Source organism: uncultured Chitinophaga sp., from assembly GCF_902168175.1.
In the GTDB taxonomy this organism is placed as follows: domain Bacteria; phylum Bacteroidota; class Bacteroidia; order Chitinophagales; family Chitinophagaceae; genus Chitinophaga.
This window is the reverse complement of record NZ_CABHOU010000092.1, coordinates 309,700-330,564: the sequence shown is the minus strand read 5'-3', so window position 1 is coordinate 330,564 and position 20,865 is coordinate 309,700. Positions and strand designations below refer to the sequence as shown.

The window sequence follows — 20,865 nt, the reverse complement described above, 5'->3', positions numbered from 1 at the left end:
GTGGATAGATTAAACAAGAACACCTGCCCGGATGAAGCGGCAGGTGTTTCGATATCACTGATTTTTTGGAGATCCCGTTAGGGATTTGGGGCTAAATGCGTTTAAGCATGGTACAAAGGTAATATGCGTAACAGGGGTAAGACAAGCGTAGTTCTACGTAATTTATTACGTGTTAACCCGGCAGGGCTTGCCACCCGTACCTGGCACATCAGCATAAAAAAACCGCTGTAGCAGGCTGCCACAGCGGTTTCAATAGTATAATCATTTACTAGATGTCGTATTCAAGGTTAGGCCTCAGCCATTTTTCGGTTTCTTCTACGGTCCAGCCTTTACGGGCGGCGTAATCTTCCACCTGGTCCTTTTCTATCTTACCCAAACCAAAATACTTTGACTCAGGGTTAGCCATGTACCAGCCACTTACGCTCGAAGCAGGGAACATTGCCAGCGATTCGGTGAGAATAATGCCGGTATTAGCGGTAGCATTAAGCATATCGAACATCTTCCACTTTTCGGTATGGTCGGGGCAGGCAGGGTAACCTGGTGCCGGACGAATACCTGCGTATTCTTCCTTGATAAGATCTTCGTTAGAAAGATGCTCTTCGTTTGCATACCCCCAGAATTCTTTTCGTACACGTTCGTGCAATAATTCCGTGAAGGCTTCTGCGAGGCGATCGGCCAGCGCTTTAAGCATAATGCTGCTGTAGTCATCATGCTCTTTCTCAAACTTCTCCAGCCACTTCTCAATACCAATGCCCGTTGTTACAGCAAAGCCGCCAATGTAATCTTCCTTACCATAAGAGGCAGGCGCAATAAAGTCGGCCAGTGAAAAGTTGGGCTGACCCGGCGCTTTCTTAATCTGCTGGCGCAGGAACTCGAGGTTAACCTCCGTACCATCAGGCATTTTTACCGTAACCGTGTCCTCTCCGTTGGAGTTGGCAGGAAACAGGCCTATTACAGCTTTACAGCCTAACCACTTTTCCTTCACCAGGCGACCCAGTTGCTCTTTCGCATCTTCATACAGTTTAGTAGCTTCTTTACCCACCACTTCGTCTGTTAAAATCTGCGGAAACTTGCCATGCAGTTCCCATGCAATGAAAAACGGCTGCCAGTCTATATATTTCGCAATTTCCGCAAGGTCGTAATCTTCAAACACCTGTAATCCTAACTTAGCAGGCTTCACTGGCTGAAACTTCTCCCAGTCGATCTTTGTTTTATTCTTGCGAGTATCGGCAATAGAGAGGTATTGTTTGACCGGTTTTTTATTGCGGAACGAGTCGTTCAGTTTTACATATTCACCCTGAACACCGGTGAGGAAGTTCTTCTTCAACGCCTTATTAAGCAGGCTGCCCGTAACCGTCACACTGCGCGACGCGTCCAGTACGTGTACTACACCATTCTCATATTCAGGCGCGATTTTCACCGCGGTATGCGTTCTTGAGGTGGTAGCACCGCCAATCAGCAAAGGAATATCGAAACCCTGGCGCTTCAGTTCGCGGGCCACGTGTACCATTTCATCAAGACTAGGTGTAATAAGGCCACTCAGTCCAATGATGTCAACTTTATGTTCGCGTGCTGCGGTCAGAATTTTCTCTGCTGGCACCATCACACCGAGGTCAATGATATCATAACCGTTACAGGCCAGTACCACGCCCACAATATTTTTACCAATATCATGCACATCACCTTTAACAGTGGCGAGCAGAATTTTACCGGCAGATTTAACAACACCGCCATTCAGTTCCACCATCCGCAGTTTCTCTTCTTCAATAAACGGTGTTAACACCGCCACCGATTTCTTCATCACGCGGGCGCTTTTTACCACCTGGGGCAAGAACATTTTACCACTGCCGAACAGGTCGCCAACGATGTTCATACCATCCATCAGCGGGCCTTCGATTACCTCCAGGGGGCGGGAATAGAGCTGCCTTGCTTCTTCGGTATCTGCTTCAATATAGTCAGTAATGCCGTTTACGAGTGCGTGGCTCAAACGCTCCTGCACTGTACCATTACGCCACTTCTCGTCTTTCTCTATCACCTTACCTTTTGCCTTTACCGTTTCGGCAAACGCAATCAGTTTTTCGGTAGCATCTTCGTTTCTATTTAATATTACATCTTCACACAGGTCGCGCAGTACCGGATCTATTTCATCATAAATCTGGATCATACCTGCGTTTACAATCCCCATATCCATACCCGCCTGAATAGCGTAGAACAGGAATACAGAGTGCATAGCCTCGCGCACCACATCGTTACCACGGAAGGAGAAGGAGATATTACTCACACCACCACTCACCTTGGTAAGCGGCATCAGTTCTTTGATCTTACGCGTAGCTTCGATAAAGTCTACTGCATAGTTATTATGCTCCTCAATACCGGTAGCAACAGCAAAAATGTTGGGGTCAAAAATGATATCCTGCGGATCGTAACCTACCTGTTCGGTAAGTATTTTATAGGCGCGGTGGCTGAAGTCTACACGCTTCTGATAGTTATCGGCCTGCCCATGTTCATCAAAAGCCATTACAACAACGGCCGCGCCATAACTCTGGCAAATACGGGCCTGTTCAATAAACTTTTCCTCCCCTTCTTTTAAGCTGATGGAGTTTACCACACATTTACCCTGCACACATTTAAGTCCCGCCTCAATGATGCTGAACTTACTGGAGTCGATCATAATGGGGATCTTCGAAATGTCTGGCTCAGCGGCTAACAGGTTCATGAAGGTGGTCATGGCCTTTTCGCCGTCGAGCAGCGCATCGTCCATGTTCACGTCCAGTATCTGGGCACCGCTTTCTACCTGCTGGCGGGCAACAGACAGTGCTTCTTCATAAAGCCCCTCGCGTATAAGGCGGGCGAACTTCTTAGAACCGGTTACGTTAGTACGTTCACCAACGTTGATGAAGTTAGTTTCGGGCCTTACAACGAGTGGCTCAAGACCGCTCAGTCGTAAGTAAGGTTTGATCGTAATTTCAGTATTCATTTTCTCCTTTGCTAAAAGCCGTTGGCAGCTTTGTATAATGTTAAGCCAGTGCCTTTTCTACAGCAGGTAAGGGCCTTGGTGTAATTGTTTTCACATGTTCGGCTATGTGGCGAATGTGGTCGGGAGTGGTGCCGCAGCAACCGCCAACGATGTTCACAAAACCCTCGCGCGCGAAGTCTTCTATTATATGTGCTGTATCCGCCGGCTCCTCATCGTACTCACCAAAAGCATTTGGCAGGCCCGCATTTGGATAACAGCTGGTATAACAGCTGGCAATTTGAGCAAGCTCCAATATATGAGGGCGCATTTGCTCACCACCCAAAGCGCAGTTAAGCCCGATAGAGAATGGATGTGCGTGCATCACCGAAATATAGAAAGCTTCCAGCGTTTGTCCGCTCAGTGTTCTGCCCGATGCATCGGTAATAGTGCCGGATATCATGATAGGCAGTTCCATATTATACTCGCGGAAGTATTTCTTAGCTGCATAAATCGCCGCCTTCGAGTTCAGCGTATCAAATATTGTTTCAATAAGCAGGATGTGGGCGCCTCCTTCTACAAGACCGCTGATCTGCTCATAATAAGCATCTGCTACTTCATCAAAGGTTACGGAGCGGTAGCCAGGGTTGTTTACGTCCGGCGAAAGCGACAGCGGCTTGTTCATTGGCCCGATAGCGCCTGCCACAAAGCGGGGCTTCTCTGGATTCCTAGCCGTATAATCATCAGCCGCGCGGCGGGCTATCTTAGCCGCTTCCACGTTCAACTCGCGGGCTATCGACTGCATATCGTAATCCGCCTGGGCAATCGTCGTACTGCTAAACGTGTTCGTTTCAATGATATCTGCACCTGCTTCCAGGTACTCACGATGGATAGCCTCAATAATTTGCGGTTGCGTAATACAAAGCAAGTCATTGTTCCCCTTTACGTCGGTATGATAATTCTTGAAACGTTCGCCGCGGTAGTCCTCTTCTTCGAGCTTGTAGCGCTGGATCATGGTGCCCATCGCACCATCAATTATTAAAATGCGCTCGTTGGCGCATTGCTGGAGTGTTTTCATTGTTGTTGTGTTTATTAGTTTCGGTTTTAAAATGCCCGGGGTCGAACAATAAACAAATCCACCTAAAGGCACGCAAAGATAATAAAACTATTATTAAAGAAATAAAACCCTCTACAGTAAAGGGTTTACAAACTTTTTTAGAGGAATAATAAAAATAATTTGGATTAGTCTATAAACCCTACTATTTTTGTAGAGTAATAATGATACAAGAGTTTACAAACTTAGTTCTTTATCAATAGCGCACCAAACCACCATTACTATGCTTATCCTGGAACAACAACAAAAGCTGAACACCAAAAAGGCAGAACTGGCAACAAACTGCCATCTCCCCTCCTGCGAATGTAGTTGTATGCGAATGTGGATGTAAATCTGCCTAACGGCACGCCGCGATACTTAAACGGGTATCAGGCAACAACATCTCATTTACTTTCTAAACCAGCCAAGATGACCATACAACAGTACATCAATCAGCTTACCAGCAATTTCGAGAAACTGGGACTTACAAAGGTAGACCAGGAAGACTCGCTGACCAGCAACACCTTTAAGGTTTGCTTTATAAACAAATACGAGCTGCACCGGCAGGAAGAACTGCTGGGAACGCCCAGAAACATTAAGAAAAAGCGGAAGCCCTCAAAGCTTCTTTAAAGATAAATGCAACAATTGCGTATTCATAACGTGGAATAGTTACCGTAGACAGGTGCTCTCAAGCACCTGTATTTTTTTTATACACTCGTATACGCAAGTCCGAACACACTAATCTTAAGGTCCTTTATACCAGCCAGACTATTAGCGCAAGCCTCCATGGTGGCCCCGGTCGTAAGCACATCGTCCACCAGCAGCACATGCTCCCCCTCAAGACCTTCGTTCTTTCTACTGTAAAATACTTCACTAACGTTCTGCCATCGGTCAATGCGGCCCTTATGGGTTTGCGTATCAGTAAATGTTTTTCTGAAAAGCACATCCTGCCTTAAACGACAGCCTGTTACTTCACTTATACCACTGGCCAGCACAGCAGCCTGGTTATAGCCACGCTTCTTTTCCCTGCTTTTAAACAGAGGTACGGGCACAATGCTCGTTGCATCCGTTAACCAGCCACTTTCCATTAGCATATTGCCCATTTGCCTGCCCAGGAAAAACGCGATGTCTTTACGGCCAAGGTATTTAAAGGAATGAATAAGGTGTTGGAGATGCGAATGTTTGCCAAAGTAGTAGGCCGCAGACGCATGCTGAACAGGCACACGGCCCCAGAAAAGCTTTTCTACAGGATTATTTGGAACGAGGTGGTATCGCGTTACAGGCAAACGATGGTAACAACGAAGGCATAGAATTTCTTCATTTCGTGAAAGGTCGCGTCCACAACTTTCGCAACTGTGAGGGTAAAACAAATGGAGTAAAGCTGATAACATGGTCGATAATTTACCACTCAATTTACGAGATAAATTATCACAAAATGCTTACTGGTAAAAGATTTCGGCCCGCCATGTATATACCGCACTAACGGGTTTTAATTATCATTTCGCGAAGGGCAAGCAGCTTCTTTCTCAATATTTCTTTGGTCGCCTCGTCGTTCAGATTACCTTTCTCATCAAACTTTGTATTTGCCTGGGCCACCAGTACTTCAGGCTTATGTACAGGCTTCATGTCCAGGTATTGAAACACTGGCAAAAAGGCCTGCTGCATGCGAACCGTACCCCAATGCCCCAACGTAGCGCCCATCAATGCCACAGGCTTACGCAACAAAGGAGCATCATCGCCCCGCGAAGCCCAGTCAATTGCGTTTTTAAGTCCTCCGGGAATGGAGTAATTATATTCAGGTGACACAAGTACCACCCCATCTGCCTTAGCCAGTACTTCGCGAAAATGTTTAACAGAAGCGGGCCGCTCTTCCGAAGCAGGAATATCAAGGTCTGCATTATAAAGCGGCAAACTGGCAATGGAAAGTATTTCGAAAGCTGTATCGTTAGGGAGGAGCGTACTTAGCTGATGTAACAGCTTTGTATTATAGGACTCTTTTCTCAGGCTGCCGGATATACCGACAAGGTGTACCATATCACTCATCATACCTATTTTTACGCCACCTGGCGCAAAAAACATACCGCGCCTTGTTAAAACAACCTTTGATATACCTCTTCTACTCTCCCAAGTGGTACTACTTCAATTTTAAGCTTGTTGAAGTCCAGGCCTTTTTTATTGTACTTAGAGATGAATATCTTTTCAAAGCCCAGCTTCTCCGCCTCGGCAATGCGCTGTTCAATCCGGTTTACGGCACGTATTTCTCCACTTAAACCTACTTCTCCGGCAAAACATACCTTATTAGGTATGGCCAGGTCTTCAAAAGAAGAGAGTAATGCGCACAACACTGCCAGGTCAATCGACGGATCTTCTACCCTAATGCCGCCGGCTATGTTAAGGAATACGTCTTTCACCCCAAAATGGAAGCCCCCGCGCTTTTCTAACACCGCCAGCAGTAATTGCAGCCGGCGCAGGTCGAACCCGGAAACGGTGCGTTGCGGAGTACCGTAAACCGACTGGGTAACAAGGGCCTGCACTTCTATAAGCATCGGCCGAAGCCCTTCTATGGTAGATGCAATAGTGACGCCACTTAACATATCCTCCCGCTGGGAAATGAGGATTTCAGAAGGATTAGTAACCTGTCGGAGCCCGTCGCCCGTCATTTCGTATATACCCAGCTCAGCCGTAGAGCCAAAACGGTTTTTGATGGTCCGGAGGATGCGGTAGGCATAATGCTGGTCGCCCTCAAACTGCAAGACAGTATCTACCATGTGTTCCAACACCTTTGGACCCGCAATTGAGCCATCTTTGGTGATATGACCGATGAGAAAAACAGGGGTATTTGTCTCCTTTGCAAACCGTTGCATTTCCGCTGCAGTTTCTCTTATCTGAGATACGCTTCCCGGAGCAGATTCTATTAATGGAGTTTGAAGTGTTTGTATAGAGTCTATTATAACAAGATCTGGTTTCAACTTCCTGATCTCTGCGAAAATTGTTTGTGTTGATGTTTCTGTTAACAGATAAAACTGATCGTTGGTGATCTTCAACCTGTTAGCACGCATTTTTATTTGCTGTTCACTTTCTTCTCCACTTACGTACAGTATTTTAAGATGCTTTAACAACAACGCATTTTGCAGGAACAGAGTAGACTTTCCAATGCCTGGCTCTCCGCCTACCAGCACAAGCGAACCCGCAACTATCCCCCCGCCCAGCACGCGATTGAGCTCACCATCGGGAGTAAGGAAACGCTTCTCTTCAGTTGCATCCACTTCATCAAGACTAACGATTTTATGAACGCGCTTAGTTTCTTCTTTCCACTCTTGCTGCCTTAACGGAATTTCCTTCTGAACCTTTTCTTCAACAAAAGTGTTCCATTGATTACACGAAGGACATTTTCCAGTCCATTTTGCCGTTTCATATCCACAGTTCTGACAAAAAAAAGCCGTTCTAATTTTACTCATGTGTTAAAGGTAATGGAAAAGAAATTTTTGAATGGATGATGAAAAGTGAAGATGAAAAAATGGATGAAATGAAGATCAGAAAATCTGTTAAAAAACGTGTTCTGAAAAGCAACGAAAAAGCCTAAAATGAGAAAAGAGCCAACGGAAGATTCCGCTGACTCTTTCTACTTACTAACCCATTAAATTCAGGTCTAAATTACTAAATGACCTGAGAATAAAAAAGTTTATTTAAAGGATGTTAATAACTTTTAAAGTGTTAATTGCGTCACTGTCAGATCGGCTGGAAGGCCCGATTGTAGCCCTTTTCAATTGAACAGAAGTTTTATAGTTTACTCGTAATATATTGATAAATAGAGCTAGTAAAGATTCGTTTGATATATAAATATTCCATCATATTAATACAATAAATAACGTGATGTTTTACTTGGAAAATACCCCAGAAATGATCTTTTCCAGCCAGATTGACAGTGTTAAATTTTGTGGCCTGACAAAATTCGTGTCAACAATGCTAGTACTACTTTTTTGTGTTAAAGCTTTATTAAAACGCGGCGTTTGGTAAGCGATTTGAACATAAGAAGTAGCGATTGAAAGCTAACAAACAAAACAAATATTTATAATATGTATATTTCACCTATGATTACTGTCACCTCCATCATTTTCCTGCTAATAGGCATGATCGTGAGCTGGCGACTGAAAAGCAAAATGAAGCAATATGGCCAGGTACCAACGTCGTCGGGCCTTTCAGGCAGGGAAATAGCCCAGAAGATGCTGAGAGACAATGGAATAACAGATGTTAAAGTCGTTATGACCGAAGGTTTCCTGAGCGACCACTTTGACCCAAGAAGTAAAACTGTGGCCTTAAGTCCGGCTATTTACGAAGGCCGCGACGTTGCCGCCGCCGCGGTGGCGGCCCATGAATGCGGGCACGCTGTGCAATATGCCACTGCCTACCCCTGGATCGGCTTCCGTTCTACGATGGTGCCTGCTGTCCAATTTGCCTCCAATATCGTTCCGTGGGTATTAATGGGAGGTGTATTGTTACTTAATGCCTTCCCGGCCCTCTTACTTGGCGGTATTATACTATTTGGTATTACTACGCTGTTTTCAGTTATTACACTGCCAGTGGAGTTTGACGCCTCCCGCCGCGGGCTGGCCTGGTTGAACAGTGCCAATATTACCCGTCCACAAGAGCATAAACAGGCGCAGGACGCCCTTAAATGGGCTGCTATGACCTATGTAATAGCCGCGCTGTCGTCTGTGGTTATCCTGGTGCAGTATATCATGATATATGCGGGTGGGCGCAGCCGCGATTAGAATTCATCTTACAAGATAAGTTTATACGAACCCCTCCTGCGGCCTGGCTGCATGGCGGGGTTTCTTTTTTTATAGAGAATAAGTCCATCTTCCCTATAATTATCCATCAGAACCCGCTTAAACAGGGAACTTAACAAGGTGTTGAAAACTCTGATACAAATTTTTTATTGTAAATCAATTCGTTATAGAGGCCCACTCAAAAAAAGTCATCCAAATTGATGGTTATTATATTTTAACCGGTTAACTTTGCCCTCCCGAAATAGGACGTTAAATTTTATTTTTTTAAACAATGAATACTTTAAGTTTCAAAACAAAATCGGCCAACGAGGCTACCATCAAGCGCGACTGGCACGTTGTAGATGCTACCAACCTGACAATGGGACGTATGGCAGCAAAAATTGCTTCTGTTTTAAGAGGTAAAACCAAGCCTTACTACACTCCCCATGCAGACTGTGGTGACTACGTAATTGTTCTCAATGCTGAGAAGATCGTTTTCACAGGCAACAAAATGGAAGAGAAAGAGTACATCACTTACTCCGGCTACCCTGGTGGTCAGAAGAAAGAGGTGGCTAAAGACCTGATCCGTCGCCGTCCTGAGCTTCTGATCGAGAAAGCTGTAAAAGGCATGCTCCCTAAGAACCGCCTGGGCCGTAGGATGTACAAAAAGCTTTTTGTATATGCTGGTGCCGAGCATCCACATGCTGCTCAGAAACCTCAGTCTTTAACTTTCTAATTTTCTCTTGATACATGGAAAAGCAAAAAAATACCATTGGTCGTCGTAAGGAAGCAGTTGCCCGCGTATACATTGGCAAAGGCACCGGCGCTATTACCGTAAACGACAAGGACTATAAAACATATTTTTCCCTGATCTACCTGCAAAATCAGGTGGAACTGCCGTTGAAAACTATTGATGCAGTAGATAAATTCGACGTGAAGGTTAATGCTGCCGGTGGTGGTATTAAAGGCCAGGCCGAAGCAATTAAGCTTGGCATCGCCCGCGGTCTTTGCGAAATCAATCCTGAGTTCCGTCCCGCACTGAAAGCAGCTGGTCTGCTGAAACGTGATCCTAGAGGCGTTGAACGTAAGAAACCAGGTAAACGTAAAGCAAGAAGGAGCTTCCAGTTCTCTAAACGTTAATAGCTGGAATCGTCGAATTCATTTTTTGACTATCAATCTGATTAAAACAACATGGAAAATAATACTTCATTACAGCAGCAGTTACTGGAAGCAGGCGTGCACTTCGGTCACCTGAAGAAAAAGTGGAATCCTAAGATGCTGCCTTACATCTTCGCAGAGAAGAAAGGTATTCACATCATCGATCTTAATAAAACTGTTGAAGGTCTGCAAGAAGCAGCTGCAGCATTGAAATCTATTGCTAAAAGCGGCAAAAAGATCATGTTCGTGGCTACTAAAAAGCAGGCGAAAGAAATCGTAGCTGATGCAGCAAAACGCGTAAACATGCCTTACGTTACCGAAAGGTGGTTAGGTGGTATGCTTACTAACTTTGCTACAATCCGTAAGAGCGTTAAGAAGATGCAGAGCATCGAGAAAATGCTGACTGACGGTACTTTCGATAACATCACCAAGAAAGAGAAACTGACGCTTACCCGCGATAAGGACAAAATGGAGAAAGTGCTGGGCGGTATCGCTCAACTGGCACGTGTTCCAGCTGCCTTGTTCATGGTAGACATCAGCCACGAGCATATCGCACTGGCGGAAGCAAAACGCCTTGGCATCTCTACTTTCGGTATGGTGGATACCAACTCCGATCCTACCAAAGTTGATTTCGCTATCCCTGCGAACGACGACGCTACTAAATCTATCGCAATCATCGTAAACTATATCGCAGCAGCTATCGCAGAAGGTCTTTCTGAAAGAGCTACCGATAAAACAGACGAAGTTGCTGAAGAAGAAGAAGCAGACAACAGAGCCCGCAAGTTCGAACTGGAAGGTGGTGACGAGCGTGGCGAAAGAGGCCGTGGTCCAGGTGGTCCTGGCCGTGGTCCGGGCGGTCCTGGTCGTGGCCCTGGTGGTCCTGGCCGTGGCCCTGGTGGTCCTGGTGGCCGTGGCGGCGGACAGAACCGTCCTGGTGGTGGTGGCAACCGTCCCGGTGGCGGTGGTAACCGTCCTGGTGGCGGCGGTAGCCGTCCTGGCGGTGGTGCCGGCGGCGGAGCAAGAAGGCCTGCTGGTCCAAGATAAGTTAGTGTTTAGCCCGTTAGGGTATCTATACCTGTAATTGTTGAATTGCCTGAATACTTATGAAAATAAGGTTTAAGCAATTCAACAATTCAGTATTAAATGGTTTCATAGGGACCCTGTACGTACAGGTTTAACCATTTAATAATTGACTTCTCCCCCCTTCCCCTTTACTATTTAGTAATTTGACACGTAACAATTAAAACTCTTTATATACCATGGCAACAATTACAGCAGCTGATGTGAACAAACTGCGTCAGCAAACAGGAGCTGGTATGATGGATTGCAGGAAAGCACTGGTTGAAAGCGACGGTGATTTTGAAAAAGCAGTTGACTATCTGCGCAAAAAAGGCCAGAAAGTTGCAGCTCTCCGCTCCGACCGCGAAACCAAAGAAGGCGTTATCATCGCTAAAGCGAATGGCAAAACAGGCGTTATCGTTCTGTTGAGCTGCGAAACTGACTTCGTTGCTAAAAACGAAGACTTCGTGAACTTTGCCCAGTCTATTGCAGACCTGGCACTGGCTAACGATGTTAAAACCGTTGAAGAACTGGGTGCAGCTACGCTTGATGGCGCATCTGTAACAGATAAAGTAAACGACCAGGTAGCTAAAATCGGTGAAAAAATCACCCTTGCACGCTTCGAAAGAGTTGACGCTGCTTCTGTAACCGCTTACATCCACGGTAACTACCGCATGGGTGTACTGGTTGGTTTCACACAGGAAGTATCTGCAGAAGTTGGTAAAGACGTGGCTATGCAGATTGCTGCTATGAACCCTATTGCCGTTGACGAAAAAGGTGTTCCTGCTGAACTGATCGCTCGCGAAAAAGAAATCGCTATCGAACAGATCAAAGCCGAAGGCAAACCTGCTGAAATGGCTGAGAAAATCGCACAGGGCAAACTGGCGAAATTCTACAAAGAAAGCACCCTGCTGCAACAGGCATTCGTGAAAAACGGCGATCAGTCCGTTGCTCAGTACCTTAAATCAGTAGCTGCAGATCTTAGCGTAACAGGATTTACAAGAGTAGCATTAGGATAATGCAACCTCAATATAAAAAAGGAGAGAATTTAACATTCTCTCCTTTTTTTTGTGTATAATCGTAACCGGCAGTAAACCGCCGGTCAATAGAAAGCGTGAAAATTGCCCCTGTATTTGTAAATTGCACCGCGAATGGTCGGGATCATAAGAGGAATTCAACAAACTAATCATAAAGTATCATGTTGCCAAAGTACAAACGTATTCTGCTCAAACTGAGCGGGGAGTCCCTTATGGGCGAGGGAAATTATGGAATAGATCCAAAGGTGATAGGTCAGTATGCGCAGGAGATCAGGCAGGTAACTGACCTGGGAGTACAGGTGGCGATCGTGATAGGAGGAGGAAACATTTACCGGGGCATGAATGAAGCGGAAACCGGTATTGAAAGGGCTCAGGGCGACTATATGGGCATGTTGGCTACGGTAATTAACGGCATGGCAATGCAGAGTGGCCTGGAAAAAATGGGGCTGTATACGCGCCTGCAATCCGCCATTAAGATGGAGCAGATCGCTGAGCCTTACATCCGCCGTCGTGCTATTCGCCACCTTGAAAAAGGCCGTGTAGTGATTTTTGGCGCCGGTACCGGTAACCCTTACTTCACCACAGATACCGCTGCCTCGCTCCGCGCCATTGAAATACAGGCCGACGTGATCCTGAAAGGTACCAGGGTAGATGGCATTTACACCGCGGATCCGGAGAAGGACCCCACTGCTACCAAATACGAAACCATCACTTTCTCAGAGGTTTACCAGAAATCGCTTAATGTAATGGATATGACAGCCTTTACGCTCTGCCAGGAAAACAAACTGCCAATAATCGTGTTCGATATGAACAAAACCGGCAACCTCCTGAACGTGATCATGGGAAGAAATGTGGGTACACTGGTTAAAGGATAACAAACAATATTGAAAAAGGAGATACGGATCGTATCTCCTTTTTATTGATTATCTGTTTAGTACGGATTTTATCTCCTCAACCGGGATTGCCAGTGTTATTTGTCCGGCGGCATAAGCGGCTATTTCGTACGGTGTATAGCTAAACACCACGTACTTATCCGTCATGTAGAAATTGTCGTTAGGCTTAATCGTTTTGTCGAACAGGAGGCCCTTGTCCAGTTCCTCATTATCTCCCACCCCATATTTTTTTCTAAATGCCTTCTCAAGTGCTTTCCCTACCACACTCTCATACCCGGGTTTAAACACATCTCCAGGCTTTATGCTCTTGTTTTTCGCCAGGTCAAAAAATGTATACATCGATCCGCCATTACCGTGTGCGCCACCTGTAAATTCATAATAAGAATTTTCCAGCACCAGGTAAGGATAACGGTTCCAAACCACATCCATATTATTTTGCGACCACCATTGCAATGCCGCCGACGGCATGCCGGTTTCTGTAGTGTCAACATCTTTCAGATCGCCCATATAAGCATCATTGAAGCTGTTTAATAGTGTTCTGGCATAGGCCTCTGCATCCGTAAAGCGCTTCTTCTCACTTTTTGTGATCGTATCACGGATCATTTGAAGGGTTTCCTCGGGCGCACCGCCTATTGGCCATAACACCGACACTTCGGAGGAAGATGACGGCGATTTAGGGTCGTTTGGCCTTAATTTGGTCGTATCGCTCATTACCACCAGCTTAAACTCAATAATGCCCGTATTATCCTCCTTCAAAGAGAAAGGATAGGTTTTAGTGCCGCTGGTCCAGTTGCCTGCATAAGCACCGCTTTCAAGTTTACCTTTTAATTCGTTCTCACTTTCGCCGGAATAATTTTCCTCAATCAATACCAGGTAACCGGTTGTATCCTGTTTACTGTACAACTTTATAGGTTCGCCGATCTTATCGTACACATAATACCCGCTGATGTCGTTGGCCGACGAGCGGATCAGTTGCATGGTTACAGGCTGGCCGGCAATAGTACCTTTAAACTGTTTGTAAAACCGGGTGGGCATGTTCGACACGCCGTGTACATCAACGGCTGTTTCGGAAACCTGGCTGCTATCTCCGTTATTACTGCTTGTTTGAGGCTGGCAGGCCGCTGCTATCAGCAAACCCATCAGAGATAAGAGTTTTCGCATGGACTAAGGTTCTGTTGATCATGACAAAGATAACCATCAGGCCGCAAACTGCTAAAAATCATCTGTCCGGCGCGTATACAAAATCCTACCTTTGGTTTAGAAAAAGTATTGAACGATGTTAAACCAGAAAGTGGCAGACCTGCGCCAGGACTACCGTAAAGCTTCGCTTAACGAAAGCGATGTGGCAGCCGATCCCCTGCAGCAATTTGAGAAATGGTGGCAGGATGCAATAAGCAGTGAGATATATGAACCGAATGCTATGACCCTTGCTACGAGCAGCCCCGATGGGCGTCCGTCTGCAAGGATCGTATTACTAAAGAGCTTTGATGCCGATGGCTTTTTGTTCTTTACCAACTATCAAAGCCGTAAGGCGCTGGAGTTAGCCGCCAACCCTTATGTTTCGTTGTTATTTTTCTGGCCCGACCTCGAGCGGCAAGTGCGTATAGAGGGAAGCGTTAGCAAGGCGCCGGAGCCGGTTAGCAACGAGTACTTCAGGTCGCGGCCTGCAGGCAGTCGCATTGGCGCTATTGCGTCTCCGCAAAGCCAGGTCATTCCCGACAGGACTTATCTCGAAAATAAAGTGAAACAGCTTGAAACCCAATTAGGTGAAACAGTGCCGGAGAGGCCTTCACATTGGGGCGGATATGTGGTAAAACCGCAAGCAGTGGAGTTTTGGCAGGGACGAAGCAGTCGCCTGCATGACAGGATCAGGTATAGCCTGAACGTAACGTGGAAGATCGAACGTCTTGCCCCATAAAAGCATATAGCGGAAGCTGGTTACCCCTCTTCCGCTATATTAGTACCTTACTAGGCTTTCTTTGCAGCAGCTTTTGCAGCAGCAGCCTTTTTAGGCTTAGCTGGCCTTGCTTTACCGAAAGAACCATTGGAAATCTTACCTTTTTTGGTTTTGATATCACCTCTACCCATGACTGAATTTTTTAATTGTGTTGTTAATTATGATTAGCCCGGCACCATCATTTTTCCATAATAACTGCCAGTTTACGCTACAAAAATAAAAAAAGCAAGAAACAAAAATGTTCCTTGCCCGAATAAGTTGGGTTGCCAACTACTAAAGCTTGTCAGACAGAGCTTTACCAGCTTTGAATTTAGCCACTTTTTTAGCTTTGATCTTGATGATCTGGCCAGTTTGCGGGTTTCTACCGTTACGTGCAGCACGTTTAGAAACAGAGAAAGTACCGAAACCAACTAAAGTTACTTTACCACCTTTTTTCAGGGTATCAGCAACAGCTTTAGTGAAAGAATCCAAAGCTTCGTTAGCTTGAGTTTTGGTAACGCCAGAATCTTTGGCAATTTTGTCGATCAATTCGGCTTTGTTCATAGTTAGTTAAGATTTAACTAGTGAGAAAATGTTTGATGTGAGCAAATATAGCGCGTTTTATCAGATTACCAAATTTTTCAAAAATTTCCGAACCATTTTTTTGTAGGCTGAAAAAGCCTACTGGTAAAGGTTACAGCTGATCGGTATCTTTTAAACATCTATCTGTTACACCTCATTGTTTATCCAAAACGCTGTACCACAAAGGGTTTTACTACTATATTGCCTGAAGTACATCCAATAACCAACTATTATACCAAAGGCTCAAGCCCTTGAAAATAGTGAATTTCCTGTGGATAAGTTTAACGTTACTGTAACGCTCAAACCACCTGCATAACGGTTCTGAAGGCCACGAACTGGTCGCCAAACATGTTATACGACAGTTGTCTGAGCCGTGGCGCATGTTCATGCAGGTACGTTTCATAGTTCTCCACGGTGTCGGTGGAATATTGAATAGTGTAAGTTGGCCCTTCGGAGTCGTCCTGTTCGAGCAGGCGACAAATCCTGTAATCATGAAAAAGTCCGGTGTTCATGATCTCGGGGATATGCTCTCCCTTCATCCACTCCAACCAACGATCTGCAACGACGTTGGTCACTTTAACGGTAACGTTATAAATGATCATGTTTGCTGGTTATATTATTATTGATATCAGGCCTTTAGTTCGATGTATACAGGGCAATGGTCGGAGTGTTTAACATCCTGCCATATTTGCGCATCGGCTAACCGGCTTTGCAATGGTTCTGTAACGCTTATATAATCGATACGCCAGCCCTTGTTATTGTTCCTGGCATTTGCACGGAAGCTCCACCAGCTATATTGATGAGGCTCAGGGTGATACTGGCGATAGGTGTCCACAAAACCATTGGCGAGGAACTTGTCCATCCAGGCCCTTTCTTCAGGTAAAAAGCCAGAGGAGTCCTTATTGCTAACCGGGTTGTGGATATCTATAGCCTTATGAGCAATGTTGTAATCACCGCAAACCACCAGGTTGGGCCGTGTTTTACGCAGTTCAGCCAGGTAATTATAAAATTCATCGAGCCACTGATATTTATAGGTTTGCCTTTCCTCACCCGTAGTGCCGGACGGGAAATAGGCATTTACAAGCGTTACGTCGCCAAAGTCCAATCGTATAACACGCCCTTCAGCATCGCTTTGCGCAAATCCACTTCCGTATTGCACATTATCTGGCTTTATACGGGTGAATACCGCCACACCGCTATACCCTTTCTTTTGGGCAGGAAACCAGTAGTCCCTAAACCCAAGTGCTTCAAACTGCTTAAAATCCACGTTCTCGCGATGGGCTTTTACTTCCTGCAGGCAAATAATATCCAAAGGAGCTTTACTTAACCATTCTACAAACCCTTTATTCATAGCGGACCGGAGGCCGTTTACGTTATACGTTGCTATTCTCATGGCAAATGTTTGCGACAAAAATAATGGAAGCTGAGGAATGGGGAGAGGAAAATCGGGAACTAAATAATTAGAAGGCAGGACTCATATCAGTGGTTACAAAACCCGATCATCAATGTGTAGTCGGTACGCGTTATTGTCGTTGCTAATGGGGGGGTAAAACAAAAGGCACCCCTTTCGGAGTGCCCAAGTCGTCTTGTTGCGATGTTGGAACTATTAGCCCAGGATACCGCCGCCGCCGATGTTAAGACCACCTAACAAACCGTTAAGCAGGCTAGTTACGGAGCTAAGCAGGCTGTTAACACCACCTGTACCACCACCGATACCACCGCCAATGTTACCAAGGCCACTGGTGAGTGAGTTAGTATCCAGGTTGAGGCCGGCAGAGATAACACCGTTGTTGTTAAACAGACCCAGTGATAAAAAGCCACCATTTGTTTCCTGTGCAGTAGTTGCTTCCAATTCCTGGCAACCATAGTTTTGAACTTGCAAGTTTTCCATTGTATATAGGAGTTTTTGGTTAAAAAGACAGTTTTGAAAATGATTTACTTCCTCCGGGATACTCCAGACGCCTTTGAGGCTACTTAGTATAAAACACCAACTCAATAGAATCCGGGGAAAGTAAATGGGGTGACCGGCAGACCGGATAACCGCAGGATCTCTACAATAAGGGTTAGCTCTTATTACGATACCGGTTGTAAACTTACAACACCCGCCAATACCGGCCTTGTTCATTCCTGTTCATTTTCTGTTCATTTACATTGATCCTGTTCATTTTATGAACACGAGGCCTATTAGGAAATAATTAACATCAGATATCAATAAATAATTTTAAACGCAAATCCATATCCTATTGTTTCAACACCGATTTTTGTAATTTAATATCAAAACCCCCACGTTATGCAAGCCTTTCTCCACGAATCCGGCTCCCTTATTTGGGTACTGCTGTTAGTTGTTATTAGTATCATTTTACAACTTCTGTTGCTACGTTGGGCAATGCGGATAAATGATATGATATTTTACCTCGACAAAATAAATGAGAAGCTGTTTCACCTACTGGAAGAAAAAAACAAGGAGAAGGAGAAGAAGAGTGAGATATGATTGTAACTGGCGCATCTGGCAGGTAACAACTCAATCCAGGCTGAGAAATGGCCATTGCAAGGAGCAATCAGGCAAAAGTGGCATTTATTATAAGATAGCCATCCGTATGGCCTGACGTTATGCTCATTCATTATGTACTCTTAATAAGACACGACCGACCGGCTGTACTTAACCAGCCACATTTGTGCGCCAGTCATACATTTTGCCTGATGCGATGACTTATCCCAAATGAGATAGATTAACATTCCCTACTAAAATCAAACTACTGCCACTGTGTGCCGACAGCTACTCATTTTATGGTCCTCTGTTCTTATCATTAACCCCTCCATAAAGAAAAAGAAGGAATAAGCCAGCTTTAAGCCTGTTCATTTTCTGTTCATTTTTCAAATCCTTTACCATCGTGCATTTACGGCAAAAGGCGGTGTTAACACCGCCGCATAAAATGAACAAAATGAACAGCCGGTTTTTCAAACATTCTATGTAATTTTCCGCCATGCAAATTGATAGCCCTTAAATCGATTTGCTAACCAACCAATCAACCATGATCCGACCGCCCGGCGACTGGTTTATTATTGACCCTTTTGTTACCAAAACGGGAATTTGTACTATAGGCCCGGGGGAATTCCCAAAAGCAAGTACCTAAATACACCAAAACCATGAATGAGGCCCAAGACTCCGCAGGAGCGACGGACAATTCAACCAAAGCAACCTTACTTCCTCCCATCGGGGTATTAAGGAAACGGCCGGAGATACCCATAAGCATAAAGGAACTGTTGGTTATTATTATACTGCGGCTTCGACAGGATGCAGAAGACAACAAGCTCTAGTTGCAGATGGGTTATAGGCGAAACAAGATTTACTGGTAATTTGACTTGAAGGTCCTGGCAGGTGACTGCCGTTGCTAGTATTCTTTATGTCTGCTAAAGTACCTGGCGGTATTAGGAACCATTTTTAATACAAGGCTTTGTAACCATAATTATGAATGAACGAATAATTCGTTGAGGCGGAGCTATGCCTGTCAATTACGCTGGCAGCGATGTTTTTTTACACAGCAGGACCAGATTACACCGGGAGCCGCGGTATCCCTTGCTAATTGGGGCATAGCAGGGATCACGTGAAGCCGGAAGCGGCTCCCTTTAAAAGTTGTGTTAAGGAGGTCTGGCAAATAAGCGAGTGATGTACACACTACCCAAAAGGGGTAAAGCAGGCAATTAACTTTTTGCCTGACATCACACATGATAGTGGAGGTTGTGTATTCCGTACCGTCTTTGGATGGGCATCTTGGGCATGGTGCGGGAAAAGCAACCTCTCTTCTAAAGCTTGTAAGAAGTAATAGCTGAACATGGACCCGCATAACAGCAGGTAGGGATAAACTGTAGAGCGTTTAACTTTTTGTCTGAGACCACACACAGATAGCGAGAGGTTGTGGATTCCGTACCGTCTTTGGATGGGCATCTTGGGCATGGTGCGGGAAAAGCGACCTCTCTTCTAAAACTAAGAAGTAATAACTGAACATGGATGCGCATAACAGAAGGGGGTAATTGGAGAGCATTTAACTTTTTCTCTGAGACCACACACAGATAGCGAGAGGTTGTGGATTCCGTACCGTCTTTGGATGGGCATCTTGGGCATGGTACGGGAGAAGCGACCTTTCTTCTAAGACTCATAGAAATTGATAATCGACGCAGATGTGATAACAGAAAGAAGGAATAAATATATTGACGAAAAAGGAGGAGGGTGCCAGCCGGCCTGTATCGGGTGTGCAACGCTGTATGGACGACTGTACAAAAACGCCCTCCTACCTTAAATGACTAGCTAACAAACAGCGCAATAACACATGTACAAAAGATAGGTGACGGGCAGAAAGAAAGGATGGGATACATAAGTCAACGAGAGCAACCAACAAGGATCGCCTGACTGACGGTCAGCCACGCAGTAAATTATTAGAAAACACTAACGCACTGAAATACCATGCTTTTAAACGAATGTCGTACTCAATCTAAAATCTGTTTCTCATCGAGCCTACCGGCGCCGCCACCGCGAGGCCCGACGTCAGTACTTAATCCGATTAACAATAATTGGCATTATGAGACTAGCTGCCCGGGCTAGTGCAGCACTCGTAATGTCCGGGCCCGCTGCGGAAGTTTTTGGGATGCGGCCCGGCGGGCCCTTTCCTCTCTAATAACTCTCTGAAAAAAATTTTTTTACTCTTAAAATCGTAGTACATGACGAACATCGTGGAACTCTCAACGATGTGCTGTTACAAACAGCAAGCCTTACTAACAAGGCCGGAACATAAAAAGATTATAATCAACAGTCTTAAGTTTCTCGTTAAAGAAAAAAGAATTGTCCTGTATGGCTTTGTGATCATGCCTAGGTATGTGCAAGTACTTTGGCAAAAGCAGGATGAGTGGAAGGACAAAAACGTGCAGCAAATGTTTTCAAAATACACCGCACAAAAGATCAAACACTACCTCAAATCCGAAAATCTGCCCGAATTAGAGTCATTCAGGAGCAATCGGACCGACCGTATCTATCAATTTTGGGAACGTAATGGCAGCAAAAAAATCATACTTACTTACCAGGAAGCACAGTCTGAATTAATGTTCATGCATATTGCCCCCTGCGATATTATGATTTGCAAAATACCGCAGCACTATCACTACTCTTCCGCGAAATTCTATTACTCTAAAGTAGATCAATGGAAGATGCTGACAGATATTTCGGAACATCTGCAGCGACCGAGCGGTCCTCCACCTAATCGTCCGGAATAGTAGACGAATACGGAATATACATCGAGAAATTTACTTGCCCGGGATGTTATCTGCGATGTAAATAGCATAGAAAGACCGTTTGGCTGATCAAAAATATTTTCACTGCATTTAAGGGTAAAT

Annotated in this window: 21 protein-coding genes; 10 read left to right on the top strand and 11 right to left on the bottom strand. The window is 45.1% G+C overall.

Features of this window, described 5'->3' with window-relative positions:
• Positions 1 to 268 precede the first annotated feature (268 nt).
• A complete protein-coding gene (gene metH / locus QZT80_RS20670; protein WP_367112884.1) occupies positions 269 to 2,977 on the bottom strand; it encodes a methionine synthase in 2,709 nt (902 codons plus the stop codon).
• 40 nt (positions 2,978 to 3,017) lie between these two features.
• Positions 3,018 to 4,031 (bottom strand): homocysteine S-methyltransferase family protein, encoded by a 1,014-nt coding sequence (locus QZT80_RS20665; protein WP_295126598.1) that lies wholly within the window; start codon positions 4,029 to 4,031, stop codon positions 3,018 to 3,020.
• 444 nt (positions 4,032 to 4,475) lie between these two features.
• Between QZT80_RS20665 and QZT80_RS20660 the strand changes: the two genes are divergently transcribed.
• Complete coding sequence (locus tag QZT80_RS20660) at positions 4,476 to 4,676, top strand: hypothetical protein (RefSeq protein WP_295126595.1); 201 nt, start codon at positions 4,476 to 4,478, stop codon at positions 4,674 to 4,676.
• A 77-nt stretch (positions 4,677 to 4,753) separates the two neighbouring features.
• On the opposite strand, the gene QZT80_RS20655 is transcribed toward QZT80_RS20660, so the two are convergent.
• From QZT80_RS20655 to radA, 3 genes are all read right to left on the bottom strand, one after another.
• Complete coding sequence (locus QZT80_RS20655) at positions 4,754 to 5,437, bottom strand: ComF family protein (protein ID WP_295126592.1); 684 nt, start codon at positions 5,435 to 5,437, stop codon at positions 4,754 to 4,756.
• 88 nt (positions 5,438 to 5,525) lie between these two features.
• Positions 5,526 to 6,125, bottom strand: a complete 600-nt coding sequence (locus tag QZT80_RS20650; RefSeq protein WP_295126589.1) for an NADPH-dependent FMN reductase — start codon at positions 6,123 to 6,125, stop codon at positions 5,526 to 5,528.
• Between the two features lie 11 nt (positions 6,126 to 6,136).
• Positions 6,137 to 7,504, bottom strand: a complete 1,368-nt coding sequence (radA, locus tag QZT80_RS20645; RefSeq protein WP_295126586.1) for a DNA repair protein RadA — start codon at positions 7,502 to 7,504, stop codon at positions 6,137 to 6,139.
• 618 nt (positions 7,505 to 8,122) lie between these two features.
• Here radA and QZT80_RS20640 point away from each other — a divergent pair.
• The 6 genes from QZT80_RS20640 (at position 8,123) to pyrH (ending at position 12,944) form a co-directional block, all read left to right on the top strand.
• The gene (locus tag QZT80_RS20640) at positions 8,123 to 8,818 is read left to right on the top strand and encodes a zinc metallopeptidase (protein WP_295126584.1); all 696 of its coding nucleotides are present in this window, start codon (positions 8,123 to 8,125) and stop codon (positions 8,816 to 8,818) included.
• 289 nt (positions 8,819 to 9,107) lie between these two features.
• Positions 9,108 to 9,551, top strand: a complete 444-nt coding sequence (rplM, locus tag QZT80_RS20635; RefSeq protein ID WP_295126581.1) for a 50S ribosomal protein L13 — start codon at positions 9,108 to 9,110, stop codon at positions 9,549 to 9,551.
• A gap of 14 nt (positions 9,552 to 9,565) precedes the next feature.
• Positions 9,566 to 9,955, top strand: a complete 390-nt coding sequence (gene rpsI / locus QZT80_RS20630) for a 30S ribosomal protein S9 (RefSeq protein ID WP_295126577.1) — start codon at positions 9,566 to 9,568, stop codon at positions 9,953 to 9,955.
• Between the two features lie 51 nt (positions 9,956 to 10,006).
• Positions 10,007 to 11,017, top strand: coding sequence for a 30S ribosomal protein S2 (gene rpsB / locus QZT80_RS20625; RefSeq protein ID WP_295126574.1), 1,011 nt, complete (start codon positions 10,007 to 10,009; stop codon positions 11,015 to 11,017).
• 215 nt (positions 11,018 to 11,232) lie between these two features.
• Entirely contained in the window at positions 11,233 to 12,051 is an 819-nt protein-coding gene (gene tsf / locus QZT80_RS20620; protein WP_295126571.1) for a translation elongation factor Ts, read from the top strand.
• Positions 12,052 to 12,230: 179 nt separating this feature from the next.
• A complete protein-coding gene (pyrH, locus tag QZT80_RS20615; RefSeq protein WP_295126568.1) occupies positions 12,231 to 12,944 on the top strand; it encodes a UMP kinase in 714 nt (237 codons plus the stop codon).
• A 48-nt stretch (positions 12,945 to 12,992) separates the two neighbouring features.
• Here pyrH and QZT80_RS20610 read toward each other — a convergent pair whose 3' ends face one another.
• Entirely contained in the window at positions 12,993 to 14,123 is a 1,131-nt protein-coding gene (locus QZT80_RS20610) for a DUF3298 and DUF4163 domain-containing protein (RefSeq protein WP_295126566.1), read from the bottom strand.
• Positions 14,124 to 14,238: 115 nt separating this feature from the next.
• Here QZT80_RS20610 and pdxH point away from each other — a divergent pair, with 115 nt between their 5' ends.
• Positions 14,239 to 14,880, top strand: coding sequence for a pyridoxamine 5'-phosphate oxidase (pdxH, locus tag QZT80_RS20605; protein ID WP_295126563.1), 642 nt, complete (start codon positions 14,239 to 14,241; stop codon positions 14,878 to 14,880).
• A gap of 50 nt (positions 14,881 to 14,930) precedes the next feature.
• Here pdxH and QZT80_RS20600 read toward each other — a convergent pair whose 3' ends face one another.
• The 5 genes from QZT80_RS20600 to QZT80_RS20580 form a co-directional block, all read right to left on the bottom strand.
• Positions 14,931 to 15,050, bottom strand: coding sequence for a 30S ribosomal protein THX (locus QZT80_RS20600; RefSeq protein WP_295126560.1), 120 nt, complete (start codon positions 15,048 to 15,050; stop codon positions 14,931 to 14,933).
• Positions 15,051 to 15,192: 142 nt separating this feature from the next.
• Complete coding sequence (locus QZT80_RS20595; RefSeq protein WP_295126557.1) at positions 15,193 to 15,462, bottom strand: HU family DNA-binding protein; 270 nt, start codon at positions 15,460 to 15,462, stop codon at positions 15,193 to 15,195.
• 317 nt (positions 15,463 to 15,779) lie between these two features.
• Positions 15,780 to 16,082, bottom strand: a complete 303-nt coding sequence (locus QZT80_RS20590) for a DUF4286 family protein (protein WP_295126554.1) — start codon at positions 16,080 to 16,082, stop codon at positions 15,780 to 15,782.
• 26 nt (positions 16,083 to 16,108) lie between these two features.
• The gene (locus tag QZT80_RS20585) at positions 16,109 to 16,873 is read right to left on the bottom strand and encodes an exodeoxyribonuclease III (protein WP_295126552.1); all 765 of its coding nucleotides are present in this window, start codon (positions 16,871 to 16,873) and stop codon (positions 16,109 to 16,111) included.
• Positions 16,874 to 17,086: 213 nt separating this feature from the next.
• Complete coding sequence (locus QZT80_RS20580; RefSeq protein ID WP_295126549.1) at positions 17,087 to 17,371, bottom strand: hypothetical protein; 285 nt, start codon at positions 17,369 to 17,371, stop codon at positions 17,087 to 17,089.
• Between the two features lie 399 nt (positions 17,372 to 17,770).
• Between QZT80_RS20580 and QZT80_RS20575 the strand changes: the two genes are divergently transcribed.
• Together QZT80_RS20575 and QZT80_RS20570 are read left to right on the top strand one after the other, a co-directional pair.
• On the top strand, positions 17,771 to 17,971 hold the full coding sequence (locus tag QZT80_RS20575) for a hypothetical protein (protein ID WP_295126546.1): 201 nt from the start codon (positions 17,771 to 17,773) through the stop codon (positions 17,969 to 17,971).
• A gap of 2,225 nt (positions 17,972 to 20,196) precedes the next feature.
• Positions 20,197 to 20,745: a transposase gene (locus tag QZT80_RS20570; RefSeq protein WP_295126543.1), complete on the top strand. Its 549-nt coding sequence runs from the start codon at positions 20,197 to 20,199 to the stop codon at positions 20,743 to 20,745.
• The last annotated feature ends 120 nt before the right edge of the window (positions 20,746 to 20,865 follow it).